At 72.3% G+C, this 25526-nt stretch carries 24 protein-coding genes and 2 tRNA genes; 14 read left to right on the forward strand and 12 right to left on the reverse strand.

Annotated features, from left to right (window positions below):
* Positions 1-158: 158 nt before the first annotated feature.
* Together D0Z67_RS19355 and D0Z67_RS19360 are read right to left on the reverse strand one after the other, a co-directional pair.
* Entirely contained in the window at positions 159-1586 is a 1428-nt protein-coding gene (locus D0Z67_RS19355) for an ABC1 kinase family protein (RefSeq protein WP_031181105.1), read from the reverse strand.
* On the reverse strand, positions 1579-2841 hold the full coding sequence (locus tag D0Z67_RS19360; protein ID WP_031181106.1) for a TOMM precursor leader peptide-binding protein: 1263 nt from the start codon (positions 2839-2841) through the stop codon (positions 1579-1581). The genes D0Z67_RS19355 and D0Z67_RS19360 overlap by 8 nt, the downstream gene beginning before the upstream one ends.
* A gap of 172 nt (positions 2842-3013) precedes the next feature.
* On the opposite strand from D0Z67_RS19360, the gene D0Z67_RS19365 reads away from it, so the two are divergent.
* From D0Z67_RS19365 to D0Z67_RS19380, 4 genes are all read left to right on the forward strand, one after another.
* Positions 3014-3658, forward strand: coding sequence for a M48 metallopeptidase family protein (locus D0Z67_RS19365; RefSeq protein WP_078873280.1), 645 nt, complete (start codon positions 3014-3016; stop codon positions 3656-3658).
* Positions 3659-3779: 121 nt separating this feature from the next.
* On the forward strand, positions 3780-5453 hold the full coding sequence (locus tag D0Z67_RS19370; protein WP_031181108.1) for a TerD family protein: 1674 nt from the start codon (positions 3780-3782) through the stop codon (positions 5451-5453).
* Between the two features lie 11 nt (positions 5454-5464).
* Complete coding sequence (locus D0Z67_RS19375; protein ID WP_031181109.1) at positions 5465-6145, forward strand: AIM24 family protein; 681 nt, start codon at positions 5465-5467, stop codon at positions 6143-6145.
* 17 nt (positions 6146-6162) lie between these two features.
* The gene (locus D0Z67_RS19380; RefSeq protein WP_031181110.1) at positions 6163-6918 is read left to right on the forward strand and encodes an AIM24 family protein; all 756 of its coding nucleotides are present in this window, start codon (positions 6163-6165) and stop codon (positions 6916-6918) included.
* 85 nt (positions 6919-7003) lie between these two features.
* Here D0Z67_RS19380 and D0Z67_RS19385 read toward each other — a convergent pair whose 3' ends face one another.
* Positions 7004-7525: an NUDIX hydrolase gene (locus tag D0Z67_RS19385; RefSeq protein ID WP_031181111.1), complete on the reverse strand. Its 522-nt coding sequence runs from the start codon at positions 7523-7525 to the stop codon at positions 7004-7006.
* A complete protein-coding gene (locus D0Z67_RS19390; protein WP_031181112.1) occupies positions 7522-8991 on the reverse strand; it encodes a zinc-dependent metalloprotease in 1470 nt (489 codons plus the stop codon). The genes D0Z67_RS19385 and D0Z67_RS19390 overlap by 4 nt, the downstream gene beginning before the upstream one ends.
* A gap of 191 nt (positions 8992-9182) precedes the next feature.
* On the opposite strand from D0Z67_RS19390, the gene D0Z67_RS19395 reads away from it, so the two are divergent.
* The 4 genes from D0Z67_RS19395 to D0Z67_RS19405 all read left to right on the forward strand — a co-directional run bounded on the left by D0Z67_RS19395 (position 9183) and on the right by D0Z67_RS19405 (position 12302).
* Positions 9183-10310, forward strand: coding sequence for an SDR family oxidoreductase (locus tag D0Z67_RS19395; protein ID WP_031181113.1), 1128 nt, complete (start codon positions 9183-9185; stop codon positions 10308-10310).
* A gap of 76 nt (positions 10311-10386) precedes the next feature.
* Positions 10387-10848 (forward strand): molybdenum cofactor biosynthesis protein MoaE, encoded by a 462-nt coding sequence (locus D0Z67_RS19400; RefSeq protein ID WP_031181114.1) that lies wholly within the window; start codon positions 10387-10389, stop codon positions 10846-10848.
* Positions 10849-10980: 132 nt separating this feature from the next.
* Positions 10981-11154 (forward strand): hypothetical protein, encoded by a 174-nt coding sequence (locus D0Z67_RS29725; protein WP_165425490.1) that lies wholly within the window; start codon positions 10981-10983, stop codon positions 11152-11154.
* A gap of 50 nt (positions 11155-11204) precedes the next feature.
* Complete coding sequence (locus tag D0Z67_RS19405) at positions 11205-12302, forward strand: YlbL family protein (protein ID WP_031181115.1); 1098 nt, start codon at positions 11205-11207, stop codon at positions 12300-12302.
* A 65-nt stretch (positions 12303-12367) separates the two neighbouring features.
* On the opposite strand, the gene D0Z67_RS19410 is transcribed toward D0Z67_RS19405, so the two are convergent.
* Positions 12368-12916, reverse strand: coding sequence for a PPA1309 family protein (locus D0Z67_RS19410; protein ID WP_078873282.1), 549 nt, complete (start codon positions 12914-12916; stop codon positions 12368-12370).
* A 157-nt stretch (positions 12917-13073) separates the two neighbouring features.
* Here D0Z67_RS19410 and D0Z67_RS19415 point away from each other — a divergent pair, with 157 nt between their 5' ends.
* From D0Z67_RS19415 to D0Z67_RS19430, 4 genes are all read left to right on the forward strand, one after another.
* Positions 13074-15950, forward strand: coding sequence for a UPF0182 family membrane protein (locus tag D0Z67_RS19415; RefSeq protein WP_234312746.1), 2877 nt, complete (start codon positions 13074-13076; stop codon positions 15948-15950).
* A 43-nt stretch (positions 15951-15993) separates the two neighbouring features.
* Positions 15994-16067 (forward strand) — tRNA-Met (locus D0Z67_RS19420).
* Between the two features lie 205 nt (positions 16068-16272).
* Positions 16273-18105 carry a tetratricopeptide repeat protein gene (locus tag D0Z67_RS19425; protein WP_199812173.1) on the forward strand — a complete coding sequence of 611 codons (1833 nt, stop codon included), beginning with the start codon at positions 16273-16275 and terminating at the stop codon, positions 18103-18105.
* Positions 18106-18188: 83 nt separating this feature from the next.
* Positions 18189-18262: transfer RNA gene (locus D0Z67_RS19430), tRNA-Met, on the forward strand.
* A gap of 79 nt (positions 18263-18341) precedes the next feature.
* Here the strand turns inward: D0Z67_RS19430 and D0Z67_RS19435 are convergent.
* The 3 genes from D0Z67_RS19435 to hisN form a co-directional block, all read right to left on the reverse strand.
* Positions 18342-18758 carry a Fur family transcriptional regulator gene (locus D0Z67_RS19435; RefSeq protein ID WP_031181119.1) on the reverse strand — a complete coding sequence of 139 codons (417 nt, stop codon included), beginning with the start codon at positions 18756-18758 and terminating at the stop codon, positions 18342-18344.
* Positions 18759-18855: 97 nt separating this feature from the next.
* Positions 18856-19233 (reverse strand): CBS domain-containing protein, encoded by a 378-nt coding sequence (locus tag D0Z67_RS19440; RefSeq protein ID WP_234312736.1) that lies wholly within the window; start codon positions 19231-19233, stop codon positions 18856-18858.
* A gap of 198 nt (positions 19234-19431) precedes the next feature.
* On the reverse strand, positions 19432-20226 hold the full coding sequence (gene hisN, locus D0Z67_RS19445; RefSeq protein WP_031181121.1) for a histidinol-phosphatase: 795 nt from the start codon (positions 20224-20226) through the stop codon (positions 19432-19434).
* Positions 20227-20391: 165 nt separating this feature from the next.
* On the opposite strand from hisN, the gene D0Z67_RS19450 reads away from it, so the two are divergent.
* On the forward strand, positions 20392-21000 hold the full coding sequence (locus D0Z67_RS19450; protein ID WP_031181122.1) for a TetR/AcrR family transcriptional regulator: 609 nt from the start codon (positions 20392-20394) through the stop codon (positions 20998-21000).
* A gap of 77 nt (positions 21001-21077) precedes the next feature.
* Here the strand turns inward: D0Z67_RS19450 and D0Z67_RS19455 are convergent, their stop codons facing one another.
* The 4 genes from D0Z67_RS19455 to D0Z67_RS19470 form a co-directional block, all read right to left on the reverse strand.
* Positions 21078-21401 carry a DMT family transporter gene (locus D0Z67_RS19455; protein WP_031181123.1) on the reverse strand — a complete coding sequence of 108 codons (324 nt, stop codon included), beginning with the start codon at positions 21399-21401 and terminating at the stop codon, positions 21078-21080.
* A gap of 85 nt (positions 21402-21486) precedes the next feature.
* Positions 21487-22497 carry a ribosome small subunit-dependent GTPase A gene (gene rsgA / locus D0Z67_RS19460; RefSeq protein ID WP_031181124.1) on the reverse strand — a complete coding sequence of 337 codons (1011 nt, stop codon included), beginning with the start codon at positions 22495-22497 and terminating at the stop codon, positions 21487-21489.
* A gap of 17 nt (positions 22498-22514) precedes the next feature.
* Positions 22515-23831 (reverse strand): 3-phosphoshikimate 1-carboxyvinyltransferase, encoded by a 1317-nt coding sequence (gene aroA / locus D0Z67_RS19465; protein ID WP_031181125.1) that lies wholly within the window; start codon positions 23829-23831, stop codon positions 22515-22517.
* A gap of 61 nt (positions 23832-23892) precedes the next feature.
* Positions 23893-24615: a M50 family metallopeptidase gene (locus tag D0Z67_RS19470; protein WP_031181126.1), complete on the reverse strand. Its 723-nt coding sequence runs from the start codon at positions 24613-24615 to the stop codon at positions 23893-23895.
* Between the two features lie 50 nt (positions 24616-24665).
* On the opposite strand from D0Z67_RS19470, the gene D0Z67_RS19475 reads away from it, so the two are divergent.
* On the forward strand, positions 24666-25520 hold the full coding sequence (locus D0Z67_RS19475; protein WP_031181127.1) for an SOS response-associated peptidase: 855 nt from the start codon (positions 24666-24668) through the stop codon (positions 25518-25520).
* The last annotated feature ends 6 nt before the right edge of the window (positions 25521-25526 follow it).

Genomic DNA, 25526 nt, shown 5'->3' on the forward strand with positions numbered 1-25526 from the left:
GCCGCCTTCGACGCGCACTGAGCGCACCCACCCACGGGGGCCGGTCCGACCGAACGGACCGGCCCCCGAGGCATGTCCGCCCCCGCCTGGCCGTCGCTTGCGCCGATCAGCGCCTTCCCCGGACCTGCGCCCCCGCCCGGCCTACGCCTCCGCCCGGCCTACGCCTCCGCGGCCGGCACCTCCGGCACGTCCCCCTCCGCTTCATCGGACTCCCGCGCCTCGGACTCCGGCGCCTCGGTCTCCAGCGACTCCGTGTCCGGGCCGAACCCCGGCAGCCACTCCTCCAGCTCCTCCCGGAGCCGTACCGTCGCGCCCAGCTGGCACAGCACACCGATGGTGCTCAGTGTGACGCGGTGGATCAGCAGATAGGACGGCGGCAGATTGAGCTGCTTGCCGAGCTGGTACGCGGGGGAGCGGGGGTCGGCGACCCGGGCCGCCTGGCCGCGCATCCACGACCGGGTGAAGGTGAAGGTGTCCACCTGCGCGGGCTCGATGATCGGCAGCAGGTAGTCCAGGACCGCGTCGGGGTCCAGATCCATGGACTCCTTGATGAACCCCTCCTCGCACAGCATCTCGTAGACCGGCTCGGCGTCCCCGTCCAGCGTCATCCGCAGCGCCACCCCGATGGTCGGGGGAAGCCCGCCGGGGAGCCGGTCCACCGTCCCGAAGTCCAGCACGCCGAGCCGCCAGCCGTCCTCACCGTCGGGGCCCGCCGGCAGCAGCCGGAAGTTGCCCGGATGCGGGTCGGCGTGCAGCAGGCCGGTGCGCGCCGGGCCGGAGAAGAGGAAGCGCGCCAGCAACTGCCCCGCCCGGTCCCGCTGCTCCTCGGTGCCACCGGAGATGACCTCCGACAACGGGACCCCGTCGATCCACTCGGTCACCAGCACCTGGTCGCACTGGTGCACCACCGCCGGGACCAGCACATCAGGGTCGTCCGCGAACTCCGCCGCGTGCGCGGCCTGCGCCTGCGCCTCCAGCCCGTAGTCCAGCTCCTCGGAGACCCGGTCCCTCAGCTCCGCGATCAGCGGCTTGATGTCCATGCCGGGGATCAGCGGGCCCAACAGACGGGCGAACCGGCTCAGTTGGCCGAGGTCGGAGAGCAGTGCCTCCCCGGCGCCCGGATACTGGACCTTGACCGCCACCTCCCGGCCGTCGTGCCACACCGCCCGGTGCACCTGGCCGATGGAAGCCGCCGCCGAGGGTTTGTCCTCGAACTCCAGGAACAGCTCCCGCCACTCCTCGCCCATCTGCTCCGTCAGCACGGCGTGCACCGTGCGGGTCGGCATCGGGGGCGCCGCCTCCTGGAGCTTGGTCAGCGCGGCACGGTAGGGCCCGGCGACCTCCTCGGGGAGCGCGGACTCGAAGACGGACAGGGCCTGCCCGAACTTCATCGCCCCGCCCTTCAGCTCGCCGAGGACCTTGAAGAGCTGCTCGGCCGTCCGCTGCTGAAGCTCCCGCCCCACCAGCTCGGCCGACTCGCCCACGATCCGCTTGCCCAGCCCCCAGGTGGCCCGGCCGGCGAAGCCGAGCGGGAGCGCGGCGAGCTTCGCGGTCCGGGTGACCGCCTTCCGGGGAAGATCAGACATGCGCCCTCCAAGTCCCTGTCGGCCGCGCCGCGCCGGTCTCGCGTCGCCGCTCGGCCGACGGCCGTTGCACCGCCATTGTCGCGCGCGGCAGTCCTCGCGTTGAGGAGTGCTCCCCCTCGGCTTTCTCCCCGGCCCGCGCCGGAGACCTTTCCCTCCTCCTCTCCTTCGCCCCGCAGCCGCATGCCGGATGCGGAGCGATCGGATGAGCGTCCCAGGTCAGAGCGGGTAGGGCTGCCTCCCATCGGGTGCCGGTGGCCGCCGGTTCGGCCCCGTCCAGGAAGCTCAGGGCGTGCGCCGCGGCGAGTCCCGCGACCGCCGTGGCGAGGGTCAGATCACATGCGCCCACCCGGCGTGCCCGGCCGGAACGCCACTGGGTGATCAGCCGGGGCCAGGCCGCGTCCTCGTCGGTGCGGTGCTGCTGGAGACAGCCCGCGCACCCGGTCCGGCCGGGCAGCACCAGCGGACCGACGACTCCGGTGCCCTCCACCACACCCGCGTAGAGATGGGGGGTACCGGAGATCATGAGCGGCTCGGCGAGGAACGGGTCCGGGGCGTGCACCGCCACCTCGTCGCGCGGGGCGAGGACCACCAGGGACAGGCCCGGCTCCGCCTCCGGGCCGGGGCCGGAGAGTCTGCCGTGGCGGGTCCGGCGCGGTGGGCGGTCCGGTGCCGCACGGCGCACCGCCGCCCGCGCCGCCTCGTCCCGCCGCTCGCCCACCGCCTCCACCGGCAGCCCGCCCGGCGCCACGTCCCACGGCTGCACCCGGCCCACGTCCCGCACATCGACCTCCCCGATCCCCGCCCCGGAGAGCAGCCCGGCCAGCACGGACCCCACCCGGCCCGCACCGAGCACCCGCACCCGCAGGGCCCGCCGGGCGGCGAGGCGGGTGAGCGCGCCGCCCGGCTCCGCCGTGGTCAGCGACAGCGAGGCGAGGTCGGGACGCAGCCGCTCCAGCGCCTCCCCTCTCTCCCGCAGCGCGGTCGCGGCCGGGGAGCAGTCCCGTGTGTCGTCCAGCAGCCCCGCCCGGCCCAGCCGGCTCACCAGCCGGTCGGCGTGGCCGTCGGGCAGGTCCATCCGCCTGGCCTCCTCCCGCAGCAGTCCCACGTCACGGGTGCCGTCGAGCAGCTCCAGGAAGCTGCCGGTGGCCAGGTCCACCGGGCCCAGAGTGATCGCGTGCGCGGGAGTCATCCCGAACTGCACGGTGCCGAGATCGCGCCAGCCGCGCCGCAGCGCCGGCTTCACCATCGGATGCATGACGGCCCCCGTCTCCCAGGTCTCGCGCACACCCCGGCCGGGCATGCGTCCTTCCGCCTCTCGTACGTCGGCCGAGCCGGTCGTGCTCGTTCCGACGACTGCCAGCATGGCCGGGCTCCGGAATCCGTGCCGAAAGTTGTCCACAGGCGCGGGGTGATCGTCGTACGGGCTGATGAAAAGGGGATTCCGCTGTCCACAGGCCCGGCCCGCTGTCCGCGCCGACGGGTACCTTCGAGACGTGCCCACCGAACCGACCGAACAGCAGCCGCCCGCCGCACACGGCCCCGTCGAGGTGAGGAGGAGCGACCGGCGCCGCCGGACCGTCTCCGCCTACCGCGAGGGCGACCGCACCATCGTGCTGATCCCCGCCCGCATGTCCAAGGCGGAGGAGCGGCGCTGGGTCACCGCCATGCTCGACCGGCTCGCCGCCAAGGAGGCCAGACGGAGCGTGCCCGGCGGAGACACCGAACTGGCCGAGCGGGCCGGGCGGCTCTCGGAGCGGTACTTCGAGGGCCGGGCGCGGCCCGGTTCGGTGCGCTGGGTGACCAACCAGAACACCCGCTGGGGCTCGTGCACCCCGGCGGAGGGCACCATCCGGCTTTCGCACCGGCTGCGGGGGATGCCCGAGTACGTGGTCGACTACGTGCTCTGTCACGAGCTGGCGCATCTGCTGGTGCCCGGTCACGGCCCGGACTTCTGGCGGCTGTTGGAGGCGTACCCGCGCACCGAGCGGGCGCGCGGCTATCTGGAGGGCGTGGCCGCCACCGCGCGGACGCCGGACGTGCCACCGGATCTGACGGACGACGAGGAGGTGTGAGGAGGTGTGAGGTGCGGGCCGCGGTTCTGTACCGGGTCTGTACCGGCTGAGGCCGATGTCGGTATTTGCGGTTAGCCTGACGCGACGCAACTGCTTTCGGGACGGGGGACGGACGTAACGCATGTCCAGGGAATTCCAACGCGGCCACAAGGCCCGGATCAGTGACCTCACCGCGGGTACGGATCTGTACGTGGGCGTGCAGATCTCCGCTCCCGGACTGACCTTCGACATCAGCTGCTTCGGCCTCGACGCCGACGAACGGCTCTCCGACGACCGGTACTTCGTCTTCTTCAACCAGCCGAAGTCGCCCGAGGAGTCCATCCAGCTGCTGGGTGCCCAGGCGGGCGACACCGAGTCGTTCCGGGTCACGCTGGACCGGATTCCGGCTGCCATCCACAAGCTGTCCTTCACCGCGACCATCGACGGCGACGGGCAGATGTCCCGGATCGCGCCCGGCTATCTGCGGATCGTGGCGGGTGGTGAGGAGGTCGCGCGGTACTCGTTCACGGGCGCCGAGTTCACCACCGAGCGCGCCGTGATGCTCGGCGACCTCTATCTCAAGGACGTCTGGCGGTTCGCCGCGGTCGGGCAGGGCTTCGACGGCGGTCTGGAGGCGCTGCTGAAGAACTTCGGCGGCGAGGTCGCCGAGGAGGAGCCGCCCGCCCCGGCCCAGCCGGAGGCAGCCGCGCCGTCCGCCGCCCCCGGCTTCGCCCCGCCCGCCTTCGCCGTCCCCGGCGGACCGGCCGCGCCCGCCGCGCCTTCCGCACCCCAGGCGTTCACCCCGCCCCCGGCGCCCCGGCCCGACGTGCACGGTGCGCCCACCCTGGTCGAACCCTTCACCCCGCCCACCGGCACCGTCCCGCCGCCCGGCCCGGCCCCCGCCGCGTTCGGCCACCCCGCCCCGCCGAGCGCACCCCTGCCACCGGGGTACGGACAGCCCCCGGCCGCATCCGCGCCGCCCGGCTACGGTCAGGCCCCGGGGCAGCCACCTTCGGCCCCCGCACCCCCCGGCTACAACTCCCCGCCCTCCCACGGCGGTCCGCCGGCCGCCCCCATGCCCCCCGGCTACGGCCAGGTTCCCGGTCAGGGCGGCACCCCCTCCTACGGCGTCCCGCAGGGCGCGCCCCAGGGAGCGGCCGGAGTGGGCGCCGCGCTCCAGAAGTTCAAGGAAGCGCCCACCGGGCAGCGCTGGACCCAGCAGAACCACAAGCTGATCCGCGTCGACCTCGGCGCCGGCGGCCAGCCGGTACTGGCCAGGCAGGGCAGCATGGTGCTGTACCAGGGCAAGGTCGACTTCAACTACAAGGGCGCCGGAATCACCGGCCGGCTGGTGGGCAACGCCACCGGCCAGGAGATGCAGTTGATGCGCTGCACCGGCCAGGGACAGGTGTTCCTCGCCGACGACTCCACCCACCTCCACCCCGTCGAGCTGCAGGGCGACGCGATATGCGTCTCCGCCGAGAACGTGCTCGCCTTCGACGAGAGCCTCCAGTACGAGGTCCGCCGCATCGAGGGCCACGGCATCCCCGGCGGCGCGCTGTTCACCATGCAGTTCCAGGGCACCGGCACGCTCGTCGTCAAGACGCACGGCACGCCCGTCGTGCTGCCGGTGACGCCGACCACCTTCGCCGACTGCCACGCGGTGGTCGCCTGGTCGGCCGCCTCACAGGTGATCGTCTCCAGCCAGGTCCGGATGCGCCGCAACGCCTACGCGGGCGACACGGGGGAGAGCGTGAACCTCCAGTTCCGGGGCGCGCCCGGCAACTTCATCGTCGTCCAGCCGTACGAGGTCTGAGGGAGCCCGTCATGAACCAGCCGCTCGCGGGCTTCGCCCCCGCACCCGTCACGGCCCGCATGGAGAACCACGGCAGCCACATGCTGAAGGTCGCCATGCAGACCGGCAACGACCTCCTCGCGCGCGTGGGCTCGATGGTCGCCTACGAGGGCTTCGTCCAGTACGAGCCCAACCCGCCCGCCGTCCGCCAGATCGCCCGCGACTGGATGACCGGCGAGGGCGCCCCGCTGATGAAGTGCTCCGGCGACGGCCTGCTCTACCTCGCGGACTACGGCGCCGACGTGGTCGTGATCAACCTGAACGGCGACGGCATCTCCGTCAACGCCACCAACCTGCTCGCCTTCGACGCGAGCCTCACCTGGGGTGTGGAGCGGGTGAAGGGGCTCGCCAAGTTCGCCGGGCAGGGGCTGTGGAACACCAAGATCTCCGGGCAGGGCTGGGTCGCGCTGACCTCGCGCGGCACCCCGATCGTGGTGGACTGCGGGGGCGGCGAGGACGAGACGTACGTCGACCCGGACGCGCTCGTGGCGTGGTCCCCGAACCTGAAGGTGAAGGGCAAGCGCAGCTTCAAGGCGCAGTCGCTGATCGGCCGGGGCAGCGGCGAGGCGTACCAGATGGCCTTCTCCGGGCAGGGCATCGTCGTCGTCCAGCCCAGCGAGGACAGCACCGACCGCCTCCGGTTCCGGGGCTGAGGGGGAGCACAGACACCATGCAGAGCCCGCTTTTCGCGCACAACGACTCGCAGACGCAGGAGCGTTGGAGCCTCCAGAACTCCCAGATGCTCCGCGTCACCCTGGAGGGCCACGACGACCTGCTGGCCCGCAAGGGCGCCATGGTCGCCTACCAGGGCATGGTCGAGTTCGACGCCGAGTACCGCAGCCAGGGCCAGCGCCGGGCGCGGTCCCACACCGGCGAGGGCCTGGACCTGATGCGCTGTCACGGCCAGGGCACCGTCTACCTCGCCAACCTCGCCCAGCACGTCCATCTGCTGGACGTGGAGCAGGAGGGGCTGACCGTGGACAGCTCGTACGTCCTCGCCATGGACTCCTCGCTGCACCACGAGGTCATCGCGGTGGACAGCCTCTACGGCATCTCCGGCTCCGGGAAGTACCAGCTCAACATCACCGGCCGGGGCAAGGTCGCCCTGATGACCTCCGGCACGCCGCTGCTGATGCGGGTCACCCCGGACCGGTACGTCAACTGCGACGCGGACGCGATCGTGGCCTGGTCCACCTCACTGCGAGTGCAGATGCAGGCCCAGACCCACTCGTCCGGGGTGTGGCGGCGGCGCGGCAGCACCGGCGAGGGCTGGGAGCTGAGCTTCATGGGCTCAGGCTTCGCCCTGGTCCAGCCCAGCGAGCTGCTCCCGCCCCAGCACGCGCAGATAGGCGGCGGAGTGGCGGCCCAGTTCGGCATGGGCCAGCAGGGCGCGCGCGGCCAGAACCAGGGCAACGTCTGGAGCTAGCCGGCGCGACACGAGCCAAGCACGACGAACGTAAGGGGCGCCCACAGTGGCGGGCGCCCCTCACACGCTCAAAGCCGGCGCACGCTCACAGCCGCGCCCGCGTAGCCTCCAGCAGCCGCACCACCGACTCGTCCGCCACGCCGGCGACCTCGTCGTAGTCGAACCACCGCAGGTCCAGCGACTCGTCGCTGATGGCCTGCTCGGCGCCGGGCGGGGCCAGCACCGCGTACTGCACGTCGAGGTGCCAGTGGCACGGGGCGGGGATCGGGTGGCGGTCCAGGCGGACCGGGCCGCCGGGCAACAGGGTCAGCCCGGCGATGCCGGACTCCTCCGTCGCCTCGCGCAGGGCCGCGCCCGCCATGGAGATGTCGCCCGGTTCGCAGTGCCCGCCCATCTGGAGCCACATCCGCAGCTTCTTGTGCAGGGTGAGCAGCACCCGGCCGTGCTCCGGGTCGATCACCAGGGCGCTGGCCGTGAGGTGGCCCGCGTCGCAGGACCGCCAGATGCCGTCCGGGTGGGCGGCCAGGTGGGCCTGGTAGGCGGTACGCAGCTCGGGCTGGTCCTCGTACCCCTTGAGCACGAGGACCGCGTCGTCGTACAGGCTCACTCGCTCTTGTCGCCCTTGCCCTCGTCACCCCGGTCGCCGTCGGCGTCGCCGGTGCGCTCGTCCTTCGTCAGGTCGGGCCTCCCCGCACCGCCGCCGGCCGCCTCGCCGAGCATCTTGTCCAGCTCGGAGAAGTCCATCTGCTCGCGGTGGACGAAGCCGTCCGGGTCGTCGAGGTCGGTGGCCGTCGGCAGCATGTCCGGGTGGTGCCACAGGTCGTCCCGGCCGTCGACCCCGCGCGCGTCGGTGAGCGAGGCCCACAGGCGGGAGGCGTCGCGCAGCCGGCGCGGACGCAGCTCCAGGCCGATCAGCGTGGCGAAGGTCTGCTCCGCCGGACCGCCGCTCGCGCGGCGGCGGCGCAGCGTCTCGCGCAGCGCGTCGGCGGAGGACAGACGCGGCTTGGCGGCCGCGTGGACCACCGCGTCCACCCAGCCCTCGACCAGCGCGAGCGCCGTCTCCAGCCGGGCCAGGGCCGCCTTCTGCTCGGGCGTGTCCTCGGGCTGGAACATGCCCTGCTGGAGCGCGTCCTGAAGCTGCTCGGGGTTCTGCGGGTCGAACTGGCCGACCACGTCCTCCAGCTTCGCGGTGTCGACCTTGATCCCGCGTGCGTACCCCTCGACCGCGCCGAACAGGTGCGAGCGCAGCCACGGCACATGGGCGAAGAGACGCTGGTGGGCCGCCTCGCGCAGGGCGAGGTAGAGCCGCACCTCCTCCATGGGGACGCCCAGGTCCTTGCCGAACGCCTCCATGTTGACCGGGAGCAGCGCGGCCTTGCCCGCCGGGCCCAGCGGCAGGCCGATGTCGCTGGAGCCGACGACCTCGCCCGCGAGCACGCCCACGGCCTGCCCGATCTGGGTGCCGAACATGGCGCCGCCCATCGAGCGCATCATGCCGATCAGCGGGCCCGCCATGGCCTGCATCTCCTCCGGCAGGACGTCGCCCATGGCCGCGCCGACCCGCTCGGCGACCGGGTCGACCAGTTCCTTCCAGGCCGGCAGCGTCGCCTCGACCCACTCCGCGCGCGACCAGGCCACGGAGGTGTTGGCGCCGGAGGGCAGCGAGGTCGCGTCGTCCAGCCACAGGTCGGCCAGGCGCACGGCCTCCTGGACCGCGGAGCGCTCGGACGGGCCGACGCTCGCGTCCTTGACGCCGTCCTGGGTGCCCTGGGCGACCGTCTGGCGGGCGATCTGCTTGGCCATGTCCCAGTTCACCGGCCCGCCCTCGTAGGAGAGCATCTGGCCGAGCTGCTGGAACGCCGCGCCCAGGTCATTGGGGTTCAGGGAGCCGAACATCGCGGCGAGCGGATTGTCGGCGCCGGGACCGAAGCCCCCGGCTCCCGGCAGACCGCCGAAACCGAACGGGTTGGCCGGTCCCTGCTCACCACCGCTCTGCTGGTCCTTCTTCTTGCCCTCGTCGCCGTCGTCCGGCTCCTCCGGCGGAAGGCCGAATCCGAATGGGGTGTCACTCACGGGGTTCCTCGGCTGGTAAGGCCACCGGTTCTCTCCGGCGGCGCGGCTGCCCGACTTCACCACCCAGCGTAGACACCCGGACCGGATAGGGCCTCGGTGCTTCGCCCACAGATGGGCTGCGGCAGGATGGATGCACCTGGTACGGGCGCGTCGTCCGCGCTCGTACTGAAGACAACCGCTGGAGACGCCCGGTGAGTTCCCCAGATCCGCAGGTTCGCGCAGCGCGAAACCCCTCATCTCCGCCCGCATCGCCCTCGCCCGCGGTGCGCGGGCCCGTCGTCGCGGTCACCGGCGCCGCCACCGGGATCGGCGCGCTGCTGACCGAGCGGCTCGCGGCGTCGGAGGAGATCCGGCAGGTCGTGGCCATCGACGAGCGGCGCGGGGAGTGCGCCGAGGCCGAGTGGCACATCCTCGACGTGCGGGACCCGGCCATCGCGGAGAAGCTGCGCGGCGCCGACGTCGTCGTGCACCTCGCGCTCGACCTGGATCTGGGCAGCGACGCGGCCGCCCGTACCGCCTACAACGTGCGCGGCACCCAGACCGTGCTCACCGCCGCGGCCGCCGCCGGGGTGCACCGGGTCGTGCTGTGCACCTCCGCCATGGTCTACGGCGCCCTGCCGGACAACGAGCTGCCGCTGTCGGAGGACGCCGAGCTGCGCGCCACCGCCGAGGCCACCGGCGTCGCCGACCTGCTGGAGATCGAGCGCCTGGCCCGCCGCGCGCCCCGCGCGCACCCCGGCCTGAACGTCACCGTCGTACGCCCCGCCCTGCTGGTCGGCGGCACGGACACCGCCCTGACCCGGTACTTCGAGTCGCCCCGGCTGCTCGTGGTCGCGGACTCCCGCCCCGCCTGGCAGTTCTGCCACGTCGACGACCTGTGCTCGGCGCTGGAGTACGCCGTGCTGGAGAAGGTCGACGGGGAACTCGCCGTCGGCTGCGACGGCTGGCTGGAGCAGGAGGAGGTCGAGGAGCTGAGCGGCATCCGGCGCATGGAGCTGCCCTCCGCGGTCGCCCTGGGCGCCGCCACCCGGCTGCACCGGATCGGGCTCACCCCGTCCCCTGCGGGCGACCTGGCGTACACGATGTACCCCTGGGTGGTCAGCGGGAGCCGGCTGCACGCGGCCGGGTGGCGGCCCGGCTGGACCAACGAGGACGTGCTCGCGGAGCTGCTGGCGGAGGTCTCCGGGCGGCACACCGTCGCCGGGCGCAGGCTCGGCCGTAAGGACGCCACGGCGGCCGGGGCGGCGGGCGCGACCGTGGCCCTGCTCGGCGCGGCGGCGGTCGTCCGCCGGGCCCGCAAGGCCCGGCGCCGCATCTGAGGCACCCCGCACCCCCACCCCCACCCGGCCGAGCGTCGCATTCCGCCTCCTCCGCGGTGTGCGGCACCATGGGGACATGGCACTCACGAACGAACACCCCGGTGAGCAGGCGGCTCCCAGCCCCATCAAGCTGATCGGCATCCGGGACACACCGCTCTCGGTGGACGAGGTGTTCGCCGCGCTCGGCGACGAGGCGGCGGGCGGGATCTCGCTGTTCGTGGGCACCGTGCGCAACCACGACGGCGGCGCGGACGTCGACGCCCTCGGCTACTCCTGCCACCCCTCCGCCGCCGACGAGATGCGGCGGGTCGCGGAGAAGGTCGTCGCGGAGTACCCGGTGCGCGCCCTGGCGGCCGTCCACCGGGTGGGTGACCTGGCCGTCGGCGACCTCGCCGTGGTCGTCGGCGTGTCGTGCCCGCACCGGGCCGAGGCGTTCGCGGCCTGCCGCAAGCTCATCGACGACATCAAGCACGAGGTGCCCGTCTGGAAGCACCAGCGCTTCTCCGACGGCACCGAGGAATGGGTCGGCGCCTGCTGACGGCGGTGACGCTCGGCTCATCGGGTGCTCCGGTTGCGTAACCACCCCCCGCGCGTAAGCGTTGTCCCTGTGAATGGTTAATCTGCTGATCACTCAGTTCGCAGCGGACACTCATGGGGTTGGGAGGTCGGCATGGCGGTGCTCGTCTGGTTGCTGATTCCGTTCATCGCCGCGGTCGCGGCCGGTCTGTGGGGAAGCTGGGCCAACCGGACCCGCAGAACCCGCGGGGACGGCCCCGAGCTCGACGGCTACGCGCGCTTCCGCGAGGCCATGGAGAAGTCCCACACGGGCGCTCCCGGCGCCTGACGGGGGTGCCCTGACGGGGCGCCGACACAGGTGTCCCGTACTGTCGTGCCATGCCACGCCGTACCGCGACGATGCTCGCGTCCACCCTGATGCTGATCGCGCTGCTCTGCGCGGGAGTGCTCATCCCCGTGCCGTACGCGGAGATGTCGCCGGGGCCGACCGTGAACACGCTCGGGGACCACGACGGTGAGCCGGTGCTCCAGGTCTCGGGTCACCGCACCTATCCGGCCGACGGTCACCTGAACATGACCACCGTCCGGGTGACCAGCGCGGACTTCCGGATGAACCTGGTCGAGGCGGTCTACGGCTGGCTGGCGCACGACACCAAGATCGTCCCGCACGACACGCTCTACCCGGACGGCAAGACCGAGGAGCAGTCCACCCAGGAGAACGCCGAGGAGTTCAGCCAGTCCCAGGAGAGCGCCAAGGTCGCCGCCCTGAAGGAGCTGCACATCCCGGTGACGTCCTGGGTGATCGTCTCCACGGTGATCAAGGACTCCCCGGCCGAGGGCCGGCTGCACGCGGGCGACGTGATCAAGGCCGTGGACGGTACGCAGGTCAAGCAGCCGTCCGACGTGGCCAAGCTGGTGACGAAGCACAAGCCGGGCCAGAAGGTCGTCTTCACCGTCGTCCCGGCCAAGGAGCAGGCGGCCGCCGAGAAGGCGCACCGGACGGCGACCAAGACCCAGGACGTGGCGATCACGACCACCGACTCCGACGACAAGGGCGCGCACCGGGCCATCGTCGGGATCTCCGCCGGGACCGACCACACCTTCCCGTTCACCATCGACATCAAGCTCGCCGACGTCGGCGGCCCCAGCGCCGGCCTGATGTTCTCGCTCGGCATCTACGACAAGCTCACCCCGGGAAACCTCACCGGCGGCAAGTTCGTCGCGGGCACCGGCACCATCGACGACGACGGCACGGTCGGCCCCATCGGCGGCATCGAGATGAAGACGGTCGGCGCGCGTGCCAAGGGGGCCCAGTACTTCCTGACCCCGGCCGACAACTGCGCCTCCGCGGCCAAGGACACGCCGGGCGGCCTCACCCTGGTCAAGGTGAAGAAGATCGGCGACGCCCTGGACGCCCTGAAGGACATCCGCGAGGGCCGCACCGCCGACCTGCCGAAGTGCACCACCAAGGGCTGAGAGGCCCCCGGACGCACCCGCCCACGCACGCGGAGACACCCCCGCGCGCGTAGGCGGTACGAAGATCACTCCGCGAACGTGGCCGCCAGCGCCTCCGCGAGACCCGGCACCAGATCGGGACCGGTCAGCACCTCGGTCGCGGAGTCCTTCTCCCGCAGCCTGATCGCCGACTCGCGGTTGCCGTCGCGCAGCACCGCCACCGTCATCCGCACCTCCTGCCGCTCCGGACGCGAGGCCACCCACTTGGCCAGCTCGGCGTCGCTCAGCCCCTGCGGGACCTGCGTGTCGACGGAGGAGGGGAGCATCAGGCGCTCCACGGTGAGCGCGCAGCCGACCACCGCGTCGGGCCAGGCGATGGTGGCGAGGAACTCGTCCAGCGCCTTGCCGGCCGGGACCTCGTCCTGCTCGATCGGGGTGAAGCCGGTGGCGCCGGTCTCCTCGTCCAGGCCCAGCTGGGCCGCGAGAGAGGGTTCCTGGGTGCGCAGACGCGCGGTGTCGACGAGGGCGAAGAGGCGGGCCGGCTGGTCCCAGCCGAGGCCGGACGCGTACTCGTCGATCTCGAGTACGGCCCGGGTGAGCGGGCTCGCCGCCATGGGAGTGTTGGACATGGTCACAATCCTGCCTCGTTCCTGGCCGAAATCGGGAACCGAGTAAACCGTGAGTAAGTTGCATAGGTGGGGGCCCGCGATCACAGGGGGCCACCAAGGGCCCGCGAACCCGAGGGTCTGACGGATCGACAGCGACTTCGAGGTGCGCACCTTGGCTTTCCAGATGCCGGACCGCGGCGGAGGCCCGACGGGGCCACGGATCAGGGCGGGCCGACCGTCCCGGCGGGTGAGGACCCTGCTCGTGACCCTGGGCGTCCTGGCCGCCCTCGGCATGGCGTTCACCATGTTCGCGGGCTTCTGGACGGACTGGCTCTGGTACCGGTCGGTGCACTACTCGTCGGTCTTCACCACCACCCTGTGGACGAAGATCGGGCTGTTCTTCGTCTTCGGTCTGCTGATGGCCCTCGCGGTGGGCTTCAACATCTGGCTCGCGCACCGGACGCGGCCCCCGCTGAGCGCCATGTCGATGGAGCAGCAGAGCCTCGACCGGTACCGGATGGGGATCGCGCCGTACAAGACCTGGCTGCTGCTCGCCGTCACCGCGCTGGTCGGCCTCATCGCCGGTGCCTCGGCGGCCGGCCAGTGGCGGGTCTGGCTGATGTGGGTCAACGGCGTGCCGTTCAACCAGAAGGACCCCCAGTTCCACCGGGACGTCTCCTTCTACGCCTTCGACCTGCCCTGGTACCGCTTCCTGCTGGCCTTCGGCTTCGCCACGGCGATCCTGTCGCTGATCGCCGCCGCGCTCACCCACTACCTGTACGGCGGACTGCGCGTCACCAGCCCCGGCTCGCGCGCCTCGGCCGCCGCGACCGGTCATCTCTCGGTGCTGCTCGGCGTCTTCGTCTCCCTCAAGGCCGTCGCCTACTGGCTCGACCGGTACGGACTCGCGGTGAAGTCCAGCGACTTCCGGGCGACCGGCAACTGGACGGGTCTGCGCTATGTGGACGCCAACGCCTATCTGCCCGCCAAGAACATCCTGTTCTTCATCGCCGTCATCTGCGCGCTGCTGTTCTTCGCCACCCTGTGGCGGCGCACCTGGCAGCTCCCCGTCATCGGCTTCGGCCTGATGGTGCTCTCCGCGGTCCTGATCGGCGGCCTCTACCCGGCCATCGTGCAGAAGTTCCAGGTCCAGCCCAACGAGCAGGCCAAGGAAGCCCCGTACGTCCAGAAGAACCTCAAGGCGACCCGCGAGGCGTACGGGATCGACCACACCCAGGTCAGCGAGTACTCCGGCAGGGCCGCGACGGACGACAAGACCAAGCTGCGCGACCAGGTCGGCCAGACCGCCAGCATCCGCATCATGGACCCGAACGTGGTCTCGCCCACCTTCCAGCAGCTCCAGCAGATCCGGAACTACTACGGCTTCCCGACCAACCTGGACGTCGACCGGTACCCCACCAAGGACGGCAAGGAACAGGACACCGTCCTCGGCCTGCGTGAGCTGAACCTCAACGGCATCCCGAAGAACAACTGGATCAACGACCACTTCCGCTACACCCACGGCTACGGCGTGGTCGCCGCCAAGGGCACCGAGTCCGACGACAAGGGCCGCCCGGTCTTCACCGAGAAGAACCTGCCCTCCAAGGGCGACCTCGGCGAGTACCAGCAGCAGGTGTACTACGGCGAGAAGACCACCACGTACTCCATCGTCGGCGGTCCCCAGAAGGAGATCGACTACTCCGACGACGCGGGCGAGAAGACCACCAGCTACCAGGGCAGGAGCGGCGTCAACCTGGACAGCCCGCTCAACCGGGCGGCGTACGCGGTGGCGTTCAACGAGCCGCAGATCCTCTACTCCGGTGCGATCGGCGACGGTTCGCGCATCCTGTACAACCGCACCCCCAAGGACCGCGTCGAGGCCGTCGCGCCCTGGCTGACCATCGACGGCGACGCCTACCCGGCCGTGGTCGACGGGCGCATCCAGTGGATCGTCGACGCCTACACGACCAGCAACGGCTACCCGTACGCCTCGCGCACCACGCTCGGGGACACCACGGCCGACTCGCTGACCGCGACCAACAACTCCCGTGCGGTGGTGGCCCAGCAGAACCAGGTCAACTACATCCGCAACTCCGTCAAGGCGACCGTCGACGCCTACACCGGTGACGTCAAGCTCTACCAGTGGGACTCCGCCGACCCGGTGCTCAAGACGTGGATGAAGGCGTTCCCGGACACGGTGAAGCCCCGCGCGGACATCAGCCCGGCCCTGATGGCGCATCTGCGGTACCCGCAGGACCTGTTCAAGGTCCAGCGCGAGCTGCTCACCCGCTACCACGTGACCAACGCGCAGACCTTCCTCAGCGGCAGCGAGGTGTGGCAGGTCCCGGACGACCCGTCCAACGACTCGCGCGACTCGGTCCCGCCGTACTACCTGAGCATGAAGATGCCGGACCAGAAGCAGCAGGTCTTCTCGCTGACGACGACCTTCACGCCGAACGGCCGGGACAACCTGAGCGCGTTCATGGCCGTCGACTCCGATCCGCGCGCCAGCGACTACGGCAAGATCAGAATCCTGAAGCTGCCGACCAGCACCACGGTCGACGGCCCCAAGCAGGTGCAGAGCCAGTTCAACTCCGAACCGTCCATCGCGGAGACGATCAGCCTGCTGAGCCGGGGCCACTCCCAGGTCGAGTACGGCAACCTGCTCACCGTCCCGCTGGACGGCGGCCTGCTGTACGCGGAGCCGGTGTACGTGCGCGGCGGCACGCTGAAGTACCCGCTGCTGCGCAAGGTGCTGGTGACCTACGAGGGCCGGACCGCCTTCGAGGACACCCTGGACCAGGCGCTGGACAAGGTCTTCGGGGTCAAGGGCTCCGAGCCGCCGGAGTCCGGCACCACCGAACCGCCGGCCTCCACCAACCCGACGGTCCGCCAGGCCCTGGAAGACGCCCAGAAGGCGTACGACGCGGGCCAGGAGGCGCTGAAGTCCGGTCCGGACTGGGACGCCTACGCCAAGGCGCAGAAGGACCTCCAGGACGCGCTGCGGCGGGCCGAGAACGCCCAGTCCTCGACGGACAAGCCCCGGACCAGCGGCGACTGACCGGAGCTGCCCCCGCGCCGTGCTAGAGTTGTACACACAACGGCGCGGGGTGGAGCAGCTCGGTAGCTCGCTGGGCTCATAACCCAGAGGTCGCAGGTTCAAATCCTGTCCCCGCTACTGAAAACGAAGGCCCGGATCTCATTGAGATCCGGGCCTTCGTGATGTGCGAACCCATGTCGCGCGCGTTTCATCGGCCGCGCCGCCGCCCGGAGTTGGGCCAACTGTGTTTGACTTGTCTCTCTGTGGGCATGTCGACAAAACGCTGAAGTGACCTCACGGGCTGCGGTACACCGGGTGTACCCAGGTTGCAGGTGGTGCGACGATGGACGTTATGGGGGACAAGGCAACTCTGTTCGAGACAGGGCGATTTGTGCAGCCTTCGGGTGAAGGACCGTCCCGCGACGTGGACGAGATGGGGGAGGACGCCGAGGAGGTGCGCCTCGGGATGGCGGCGCGCACCGGCGACGCCGAGGCCGCCAGCGTCCTCGGTGCCATGCTGCTGCGCCGCGGCGACCTCGACGCGGCCGAACCCCAGCTCCGTGCCGCCGCGTCCGCCGGTGACCGGCCCGCCGCCAACAACCTGGGCGTCCTGCTGCACCAGCGCGGGTACGCCGACGAGGCCGCCGACTGGTGGCGGATCGCCGCAGTCGCCGGCTCGGCCGCCGCCGCGCACGCGCTCGGCCGCCACCACCGCGAGCGCGGCGACGAACCCGCCGCCGAGTACTGGCTGCGCCAGTCCGCCGAGCAGGGCCATGTGCTCGGCGCCTACGCCCTCGCCGACCTGCTGGAGCACCGGGGCGACTCCCGCTCCGCGTACTGGATGCGCGCCGCCGCCGAGCGCGGCCACCGCGAGGCCGCCTACCGCCTCGCCCGCTCCCTGGACGGCGGCGACGCCGAGCCCGGCACGGGGCGCGAGGAGGAGCCCGGTGCGGCGAAGGCGTCCACCGAGGCCGAGCAGTGGTACCGGCAGGCCGCCGCGCGCGGCCACCGCCGGGCCGCGCTGCACCTCGGCGCCATCCTGGAGAAGCGCGGCGAGCTGAAGGAGGCCGGGCGCTGGTACCTCACCTCGGCCAAGGACGGCGAAGCGCGCGCCGCCTGCGCCCTCGGCTTCCTGCTGCGCGACGCCGGGGACACCGAGAGCGCGGCCGTGTGGTGGCTGCGCGCCGCCCAGGACGGCGACGGCAACGCGGCCAACGCGCTGGGCGCCCTGCACGCCGAGCGCGGCGAGACCCAGACCGCCGAGCGCTGGTACCGGGCCGCGCTGGACGCCGGGGACGACAACGGCGCCTACAACCTCGGGCTGCTCTGCGCCGAGCAGGGCCGCACCGCCCAGGCCGAGCAGTGGTACCGGCGCGCCGCCTACGCCGGGCACCGGGAGGCGGCGAACGCGCTGGCCATCCTGCTGCTGCGGGGCGGCGACACCAGCGGGGCCGAGCCCTGGTTCTCCAAGGCCGCCGAGGCCGGCAGCGTGGACGCCGCGTTCAACCTGGGCATCCTGCACGCCGGCCGCGACACCGCGGAGGACAGCGAGGCAGCGGTGCGCTGGTACGAGCGGGCGGCCGCCGCCGGGCACACCGAGGCCGCCCTCCAGGTCGGCATCGCCCGGCTGCGCGAGGGCGACGAGCAGACCGCCGAGCGCCACCTGCGGTGCGCGGCCGGCGGCGGCAGCGCGGAGGCCGCGTACCGGCTGGCCACCGTGCTGGACGCGCGCCGCCCGCCGGAGCCCGCGCACGAGCTGGGCGAGAACGTGCACGACAAGACCGAGTGCGAGGAGTGGTACGAGCGGGCGGCCGGCCAGGGCCACCGGCGCGCCCAGGTGCGGGTCGGCATGCTCGCGGCGGCGCGCGGTGACGTGGTCGAGGCGGCGCGCTGGTACCGGGCGGCCGCCGAGGCCGGCTCCCGCAACGGCGCCTTCAACCTGGGGCTGCTGCTGGCCCGCGAGGGCAGCGAGCCCGAGGCCGCCGTGTGGTGGACCCGGGCCGCCGACGCCGGACACGGCAGGGCCGCGCTGCGTCTGGCCCTGGTGTACGCGCGCCGGGGCGAGCTTGCCGAGGGGCAGCGCTGGGCGGCCCGCGCGATGGAGCTGGGCCCGAAGGAGGTCGGCGAGCGGGCGGCCCGGCTGGAGGGCGCGCTGCGCGAGGAACTGTCGGCCTGAGCTGCGGGAACGGCGTGCGCGGGACTTCGTGGGGAATCGATTTGCCTTCGCGGCCAGCGGTCCCGTAGTGTCGTGTTCACCGACGCGGGGTGGAGCAGCTCGGTAGCTCGCTGGGCTCATAACCCAGAGGTCGCAGGTTCAAATCCTGTCCCCGCTACTGAAGGCCGAGGGCCGGAATCCATATGGATTCCGGCCCTCGGTCGTGTGCGGGCTCCTGCCCGCCGGGGCGGGCGGGCTCAGGCGGACGCGCACTCCGGGCACAGGCCCCGGTAGGTCACCTCGACGTCCGAGACGGCGAAGCCGAAGCGCTCGGTGTCCGGGAGGTCGGTGAGCGGGTCGCCGGTGGGGTGCACGTCACGGATCGCGCCGCAGTGGGAGCAGACCAGGTGATGGTGCGGGCGGTGCGCGTTCGGGTCGTACCGCTTGGCGCGGTGGTCCGTGCTGACCTCCAGCACCTCGCCGAGCGAGACCAGCTCGCCCAGGGTGTTGTAGACGGTCGCGCGGGAGATCTCCGGCAGCTTCACCACGGCGCGCGCGTGGACCTCGTCGGCCGTGAGGTGGACGTGCTCGCCGTCCAGCACCTCGGCCACCACTCGGCGCTGCGAGGTCAGCCGCCATCCGCGTCCACGCAGCCGGTCCAGAAGGTCACTCATGGCAGCCAGCGTAACAGCAGGCCGACCAGATCCCGAACAGGTGTGATTTTGGAACCGGAGCAGGGTTGGACTCGGTCCAACCCGGCTCCGGGTGAGGTCAGAGGGCCGGTTCGGGGGCGCGGGCGGGGGCCCAGCAGCGGATGATGTCGCGGACCGAGACGATGCCTGCGGGCTCGCCCCGGTCCAGTACGACCAGGTGCCGGAAGCCGCCGTGGGTCATGGCGCTCGCGGCCTCGTGCAGGGTCCAGGCCGGGGCGGCGAAGACGACGGACGTGGTGGTGTGGGCCTGGGCGGACTCCGCGTCCGGGTCCTGGCCGAGGCCGACGGAGTTGAGGATGTCCCGCTCGGTGAGGATGCCGATGCCGCCCGCGTCCGGGTCGAGCACCACGGCGGCGCCGACCCGGCGGGCGGACATCAGGGCGGCGGCCTGGCGGAGGGTGTGGGCGGGGCCGATGGTCAGGACCACCGTGCTCATGGCGTCTTTGACGAGCGTGGGGGGTGATGCGGGGGCGGGAACGAGCATGGGCTTCAGCCACCTCCTGCGGAACCCGCGCCGCACAAGCACGGATTCACGAATTCACAAACGAGGGAAGCCTCAGAGTGACAGGTAAAAGGGAGGTCAACAAGGGGGCGCGCGTGGCCTGTGGAGGGCGCGCGGGCCTCGCGGGTGCGCTCAGTCGCCGAGACGCTCCAGCAGCGCCTCGTGCAGCAGGCCGTTGGAGGCCGCCGCGTTGCCGCTGTGCGGGCCCGGACGGCCGTCCAGGCCGGTGAAGGTGCCGCCCGCCTCGGTGACGATGATCGCGTTGGCCGCCATGTCCCACAGCGACAGCTCCGGCTCCGCGCACATGTCCACCGAGCCCTCCGCCACCATCATGTAGGGCCAGAAGTCGCCGTACGCGCGCGTGCGCCACACCTCGCGGGACAGCTCCAGGAAGCCGCCGAGCCGGCCGAGCTCCTCCCAGCCGGTGAGCGAGGAGTACGCGAAGGACGCGTCGGACAGCCCGCTCACCCCGGAGGCGTGGATACGGCTCGCCGAGGTCAGGCTGCGCCCGGTGAAGGCGCCGTGGTCCTTCGCGGCCCACCAGCGGCGGCCCAGCGCGGGCGCCGAGACCAGCCCCACCACCGGGTGGAACCCGCCCGGACCCGCCTCCATCAGCGAGATCAGGGTCGCCCACACGGGGACCCCGCGCACATAGTTCTTGGTGCCGTCGATCGGGTCGATCACCCAGCGGCGCGGGCCCGAGCCCTCGGCGCCGAACTCCTCGCCGAGCACCGAGTCACGGGGGCGGGCGCGCTGGAGGTGGTTGCGGATCAGCTCCTCGGCGGCCTTGTCCGCCTCGCTGACCGGGGTCATGTCCGGTTTCGTCTCGACCTTCAGGTCGAGGGCCTTGAAGCGCTCCATGGTCGTCGCGTCGGCGGCGTCGGCGAGGACATGGGCGAGGCGCAGATCGTCGAGATAGTCCGGCATGTGACGACCGTATCGGCCGGGGGTGTCCGGAAGCCACCAGGGGGGAGCGCGGGCGCGGCGTGCGGCGCGCAGGCCGAACCACGCCCCCGGAACGCCCCTGGACCCTTGACAGGGCCGGTGGGCGAGTCAAATCTAAGCGCCACAGCTCGCCCCAGGGAGGCGAAGATGCCCGCAGCCCGCGAATCGCTGCTGGACGCCGCAGGCAGAGCGCTCGCCCACCGGCCGTGGTCGACGGTACGGATGGTCGACGTGGCCGCGGCCGCCGGAGTGTCCCGGCAGACGCTCTACAACGAGTTCGGCAGCAAGGACGGCCTGGCCCGCGCCCTGATGCGGCGCGAGGCCGACGGCTACCTGGCCGGCGTCGAACGCGCCCTCACCGGCCACGCCGACCCTCGCGACCGGCTGGCCGCCACCGCCGAGTGGACCGCCACCGCCGCCCGCGGCAACGCGCTGGTACGGGCCATGCTCACCGGAAGCTGGACCGAACGGCTCCCCGAGCCCGCCCGCCCCGGCGTGCCCTCCACCTCCACCGTGCCCGCGCAGCGCCGGGCCGACGGGCCGCTGCCCGCGCCCGGAGACTTCCTGCGGATGGTGCGCGACCGGGCCGTGGCCGTCCTCGCCGCGCCCGGCACCCCCACGTCCGACACCGCGAAGCTGGCCTTCGCCTGCGAACTCGCCCTCCGCCTCGGCCTGTCCTGCGTGGCGGCACCGGCGGGCGACGGCGGCACGGCGGCACTCGTCCACCACGCCCTGCACCGCGACTTCGAGGGCTAGGGGGTGTCTTGTCGGTCAGGCCGGATGAGGGTGCGGTGCCAGACACCGCGAGCCAGGCGGGACTTTCCGGACACGGCCTAGTGCGCCGACCCCGACAACTGGAGCCCGATCACGCCGACGATCACCAGGGAGATGGAGACGATCTTCAGGACGGACACCAGGTCACCGAGGAAGACCATGCCGTAGATCGCCGTCCCGGCCGCGCCGATGCCGGTCCACACCGCGTAGGCGGGACCGACGTCGAGCTTCTTCAGAGCCAGGGTGAGCAGGCCGAAGCTGCCGAGGGCGAAGGAGGCGAAGGCGATGGTCGGCCAGAGCCGGGTGAACCCGTGGGACAGCTTCAGGCACACGGCGAACCCGGTCTCCAGAAGCCCGGCGACGATGACCAGCAGCCACGCCATGCGCTGTCCTCTCGTGGGGTCCGGATCTCCGGCTCGGTGCGATTATGCACTTACCGAACCCGCGCCCCGGCAAACCACACGCGCCTCAGTCGCCCTCCCGGCGCTCCCTGGTCGCCAGCAGCCGGCGCAGCGAGTAGAGGCGGGCCTGGCGGGCGTGGCCCTCGGCCACCCACGCGTCCAGCGCGCAGTCCGGCTCGTCGTGGCTGCACGCGCGCGGGCAGCCCTCCGTCCCCGGCACCAGGTCCGGGAAGGCGTTGATCACCCGCGAGGGGTCGATGTGCGCCAGCCCGAAGGACCGTACGCCCGGTGTGTCGACCACCCAGCCGGTGCCGTCGCCGAGCGGGAGCGCCAGCGCGGAGGTGGTGGTGTGCCGGCCCCGGCCGGTCACCGCGTTGACGTGTCCCGTCGTGCGCCGGAGGTCCTCCGGGACCAGGGCGTTGACCAGGGTGGTCTTGCCGACGCCGGAGTGACCGACGAACGCCGTTATCTTTCCGTCCAGTTGCTCGCGGACCCGGTCGGCCGCGTCGCCGTTCTCCAGCTCCTCGCGGCTGGTCACCACGTAGGGGATGTCCAGGTCGCCGTACAGCTCCAGGAGCTTGTCCGGGGAGGCCAGGTCCGACTTGGTCATCACCAGCAGGGGAGTGAGGCCGCCGTCGAAGGCCGCGACCAGGCAGCGGTCGATCAGCCGGGGGCGGGGCTCGGGGTCGGCGAGGGCGGTGACGATGGCGAGCTGGTCGGCGTTGGCCACCACGACCCGCTCATAGGGGTCGTCGTCGTCGGCGGTGCGGCGCAGCAGGGAGGAGCGCTCCCCGATGCGCACGATCCGCGCGAGGGTGTCCTTCTGGCCCGACAGGTCACCGACGATCGAGACCCGGTCACCCACCACGGCCGCCTTGCGGCCCAGCTCGCGGGCCTTCATCGCGGTGATGGTCCGCCCCTCGACCAGGCAGGTCAGCCGGCCCCGGTCGACGGTGAGGACCATGCCCTCCGCCGCGTCCTCGTGCTTGGGCCGGATGTTGGTCCGCGGGCGGTTGCCCTTGCGGTTGGGACGGGTACGGATGTCGTCCTCGTCGGTGTGCTTGCCGTAGCGGCGCATGATCTCGTCCCGCCCGTTCAGTTACCGAGCATCCCGGCCCACAGCTCGGGGAAGTCCGGGAGGGTCTTCGCCGTCGTCGCCACGTTCTCGATCTCCACTCCCGGCACCGCCAGGCCGATGATCGCGCCGGCCGTCGCCATCCGGTGGTCGTCGTAGGTGTGGAAGACACCGCCGTGCAGCGGGCGCGGCCGGATGTGCAGGCCGTCGGCGGTCTCGGTGACGTCACCGCCGAGTTCGTTGATCTCCTTGGTGAGCGCGGCCAGCCGGTCCGTCTCGTGCAGCCGCAGATGGGCCACGCCCCGCAGGGTGGAGGGGGAGTCGGCGAGGGCGGCGACCGCGGCGATGCCGGGGGTCAGCTCACCCACGTCGCCCAGGTCCACGTCGATGCCGTGCACCGCGCCGGAACCGGAGAACACCAGCCCGTACTCGGTCAGCTCGCAGGAGCCACCCATCTCGGTGAAGATCTCCCGCAGCCGGTCACCCGGCTGGGTGGTGCGCTCCGGCCAGTCCGGGATCGTCACCTTGCCGCCGGTGACCAGGGCGGCCGCCAGGAACGGCTGGGCGTTGGACAGGTCCGGCTCGACCGTGAGGTCCCGGCCCAGCAGCGCGCCCGGCGTCACCCGCCACACGTTCGGCTCGCCGCCCGACTCCGGGGTGTCGACCTGGGCGCCGACCGCGCGCAGCATGTCCACCGTCATCCGGATGTGGGGGAGCGAGGGCAGGGTCGCGCCGGTGTGGCGGACCTCCACGCCCTGGTTGAAACGCGGGGCGGACAGCAGCAGCGCCGAGACGAACTGGGACGACGAGGACGCGTCCACCGCCACCGGGCCGCCCTCCAGCGCCCCGCCGCCGTGCACGGTCAGGGGCAGCGCGCCCCGGCCGTCGTCGTCGATCCGGGCGCCCAGGACCCGGAGCGCGTCGATCACGCCGTGCAGCGGGCGCTCGTAGGAGCGGGGGTCGCCGTCGAAGCGGACCGGGCCGTCGGCCAGCGCGGCGACCGGCGGCAGGAAGCGCATGACCGTGCCCGCGTTGCCGACGTCCACCGTGGCCGGACCGCGCAGCCCCGTCGGCAGCACCCGCCACGCCTCGCCGGAGCCGTCCGGGCCGACGCCCTCCTCGATCTCCACGCCCATCGCGCGCAGCGCCCCGGCCATCAGCAGGGTGTCCCGCGACCGCAGCGGACGGCGCAGCCAGCCCGGCTCGGAGGCGAGGGCGGCCAGCACCAGGGCCCGGTTGGTGACCGATTTGGAACCGGGCACGTGGACCGTCGCGTCGACGGCCCCGGTCGCGTGCGGGGCGGGCCAGAGGGCGGTGTGAGCGGGGTTCACGGTCATGCGCCCCACTTTAGTGGCTGGGACCGCACCCAGATCTTGATCGAACCCGCCCGGCGGCGGCTCAGAGCCGCAGCAGCCACTGCCCGCCGCCGATCAGCGAGCACAGCGACACCGCGTGGAACAGGAACAGCCACAGCCCGGCCGGCACATGGGTCAGCCGGGACAGCTGGTCCGCGTCCGAGTCCCCGGCGCCGCCCCGCCTGCGCTTGGCCTGGAGTTCGAAGGGCGGACGCACCCCGCCCAGCAGCAGGAACCACACCACCGCGTACGCGAACGCCGCCTGCACCTGCGGTCCCGCCAGCCACGACACCAGCAGGAACGTCCCGCCGGTCAGCACCACGGTCAGCACCCCGTAGGCGTTGCGGATCATCACCAGCATCGCCAGCAGCAGGGCGGTCGCCACCCACAGCAGCAGGGTGATGCGCCCGGCGGCCAGCAGCGCGGCCCCGCCGAGCCCGAGCAGCGAGGGCGCGGTGTAGCCCGCGGCGGCCGTCAGGATCATGCCGAGCCCGTACGGCTTGCCCCGGCTCACCGTGAGGCCGCTGGTGTCGGAGTGCAGGCGTATCGCGGTCAGCTTGCGGCCGGTGACGAGCGCGATCAGCCCGTGGCCGCCCTCGTGCGCGATGGTGATCGCGTTCCGGGCCACCCGCCACACCGGGTGCGGGGCGACCACGGCGAGCGCGGCGGCCAGGGTCGCGAGGACCACCCACAGGTCGGGACCGGACTGGGTGCCGCTGAGCCGGTCCCAGAGGTCGGGCAGCGCGGTGGTCGTGTTGCTGTCCATGTCTGCGGGTGGCTCCCTGTCGTCGTACGGACTCTGGCACTGTGGCTGGTATGTGCGGACGGTATGCGGCCAGTCGTGGTCCAGAGGATCTCGCGGGAGTCTTCGGTGTCGAGTTGGGGGTCCCCTCCGCCCCGGCGGACGGGGGCGACCGTACCCCGGAACCCGAGGAGGCCCTCGCGCCGGACTGGAACGTGGCCCCGACCAAGGAGGTCTACGCGGTCCTGGACCGTCCGCTGAAAGACGCCGCCGACCGGCGTCCGGTTCGCCAGCTGCGCCGGCTGAAGTGGGGACTGGTGCCGTCCTGGGCCAGGACGCCCGAGGGCGCCGCCCGGATGATCAACGCCCGCGCGGAGACCGTGCACGAGAAGCCGGCTTACCGCCGCGCCTTCGCCGCCCGCCGCTGCATCCTGCCCGCCGACGGCTACTACGAGTGGGTCACCGGCGAGCAGGAGCGCGACCTGGAGGTGGAGGGCAGGAAGAAGCGGGCGCGCAAGCAGCCGTACTTCGTGACCCCCGCCGACGGCTCGGTGTTCGCCATGGCCGGGCTGTACGAGTTCTGGCGCGACCGCACCCTGCCCGACGACCATCCCGGCGCCTGGTGGGCGACCTGCTCGGTGATCACCACCGAGGCCGAACAGGGTCCGCTGGCCGTCGCCCCCGCCGAGGGCCCCGGCTCGCTCGCCGACATCCACCCCCGGATGCCCCTGATGCTGACCCCGGACCGCTGGGACGCCTGGCTGGACCCCGCCCGCACCGACCCCGAGGAGCTGCGGGAGCTGCTGGCCCCGCCGCCCGGCGGCCTGATGCGGGCCTACCCGGTGCCCACGGCCGTCAGCAACGTCCGCAACAACGGCCCGGAACTGCTGAAGGAGCTGGAGGGACCGGAGGAGGGCACACTCTTCTGACGTGAC

The organism is Streptomyces seoulensis (assembly GCF_004328625.1).
Lineage (GTDB): Bacteria > Actinomycetota > Actinomycetes > Streptomycetales > Streptomycetaceae > Streptomyces > Streptomyces seoulensis.

Coding starts and splice junctions, on each gene's coding strand:
- D0Z67_RS19470 (WP_031181126.1), bottom strand. CDS start 24,615: ATGGACAGCAACACGACCACCGCGCTGCCCGACCTCTGGGACCGGCTC.
- D0Z67_RS19380 (WP_031181110.1), top strand. CDS start 6,163: ATGCAGAGCCCGCTTTTCGCGCACAACGACTCGCAGACGCAGGAGCGT.
- D0Z67_RS19355 (WP_031181105.1), bottom strand. CDS start 1,586: ATGTCTGATCTTCCCCGGAAGGCGGTCACCCGGACCGCGAAGCTCGCC.
- D0Z67_RS19425 (WP_199812173.1), top strand. CDS start 16,273: ATGGACGTTATGGGGGACAAGGCAACTCTGTTCGAGACAGGGCGATTT.
- D0Z67_RS19405 (WP_031181115.1), top strand. CDS start 11,205: ATGCCACGCCGTACCGCGACGATGCTCGCGTCCACCCTGATGCTGATC.
- D0Z67_RS29725 (WP_165425490.1), top strand. CDS start 10,981: ATGGCGGTGCTCGTCTGGTTGCTGATTCCGTTCATCGCCGCGGTCGCG.
- D0Z67_RS19365 (WP_078873280.1), top strand. CDS start 3,014: ATGAAAAGGGGATTCCGCTGTCCACAGGCCCGGCCCGCTGTCCGCGCC.
- D0Z67_RS19360 (WP_031181106.1), bottom strand. CDS start 2,841: ATGCATCCGATGGTGAAGCCGGCGCTGCGGCGCGGCTGGCGCGATCTC.
- D0Z67_RS19440 (WP_234312736.1), bottom strand. CDS start 19,233: ATGAGCACGGTGGTCCTGACCATCGGCCCCGCCCACACCCTCCGCCAG.
- D0Z67_RS19455 (WP_031181123.1), bottom strand. CDS start 21,401: ATGGCGTGGCTGCTGGTCATCGTCGCCGGGCTTCTGGAGACCGGGTTC.
- D0Z67_RS19375 (WP_031181109.1), top strand. CDS start 5,465: ATGAACCAGCCGCTCGCGGGCTTCGCCCCCGCACCCGTCACGGCCCGC.
- aroA (WP_031181125.1), bottom strand. CDS start 23,831: ATGACCGTGAACCCCGCTCACACCGCCCTCTGGCCCGCCCCGCACGCG.
- D0Z67_RS19400 (WP_031181114.1), top strand. CDS start 10,387: ATGGCACTCACGAACGAACACCCCGGTGAGCAGGCGGCTCCCAGCCCC.
- D0Z67_RS19370 (WP_031181108.1), top strand. CDS start 3,780: ATGTCCAGGGAATTCCAACGCGGCCACAAGGCCCGGATCAGTGACCTC.
- rsgA (WP_031181124.1), bottom strand. CDS start 22,497: ATGCGCCGCTACGGCAAGCACACCGACGAGGACGACATCCGTACCCGT.
- hisN (WP_031181121.1), bottom strand. CDS start 20,226: ATGCCGGACTATCTCGACGATCTGCGCCTCGCCCATGTCCTCGCCGAC.
- D0Z67_RS19475 (WP_031181127.1), top strand. CDS start 24,666: ATGTGCGGACGGTATGCGGCCAGTCGTGGTCCAGAGGATCTCGCGGGA.
- D0Z67_RS19450 (WP_031181122.1), top strand. CDS start 20,392: ATGCCCGCAGCCCGCGAATCGCTGCTGGACGCCGCAGGCAGAGCGCTC.
- D0Z67_RS19415 (WP_234312746.1), top strand. CDS start 13,074: ATGCCGGACCGCGGCGGAGGCCCGACGGGGCCACGGATCAGGGCGGGC.
- D0Z67_RS19435 (WP_031181119.1), bottom strand. CDS start 18,758: ATGAGTGACCTTCTGGACCGGCTGCGTGGACGCGGATGGCGGCTGACC.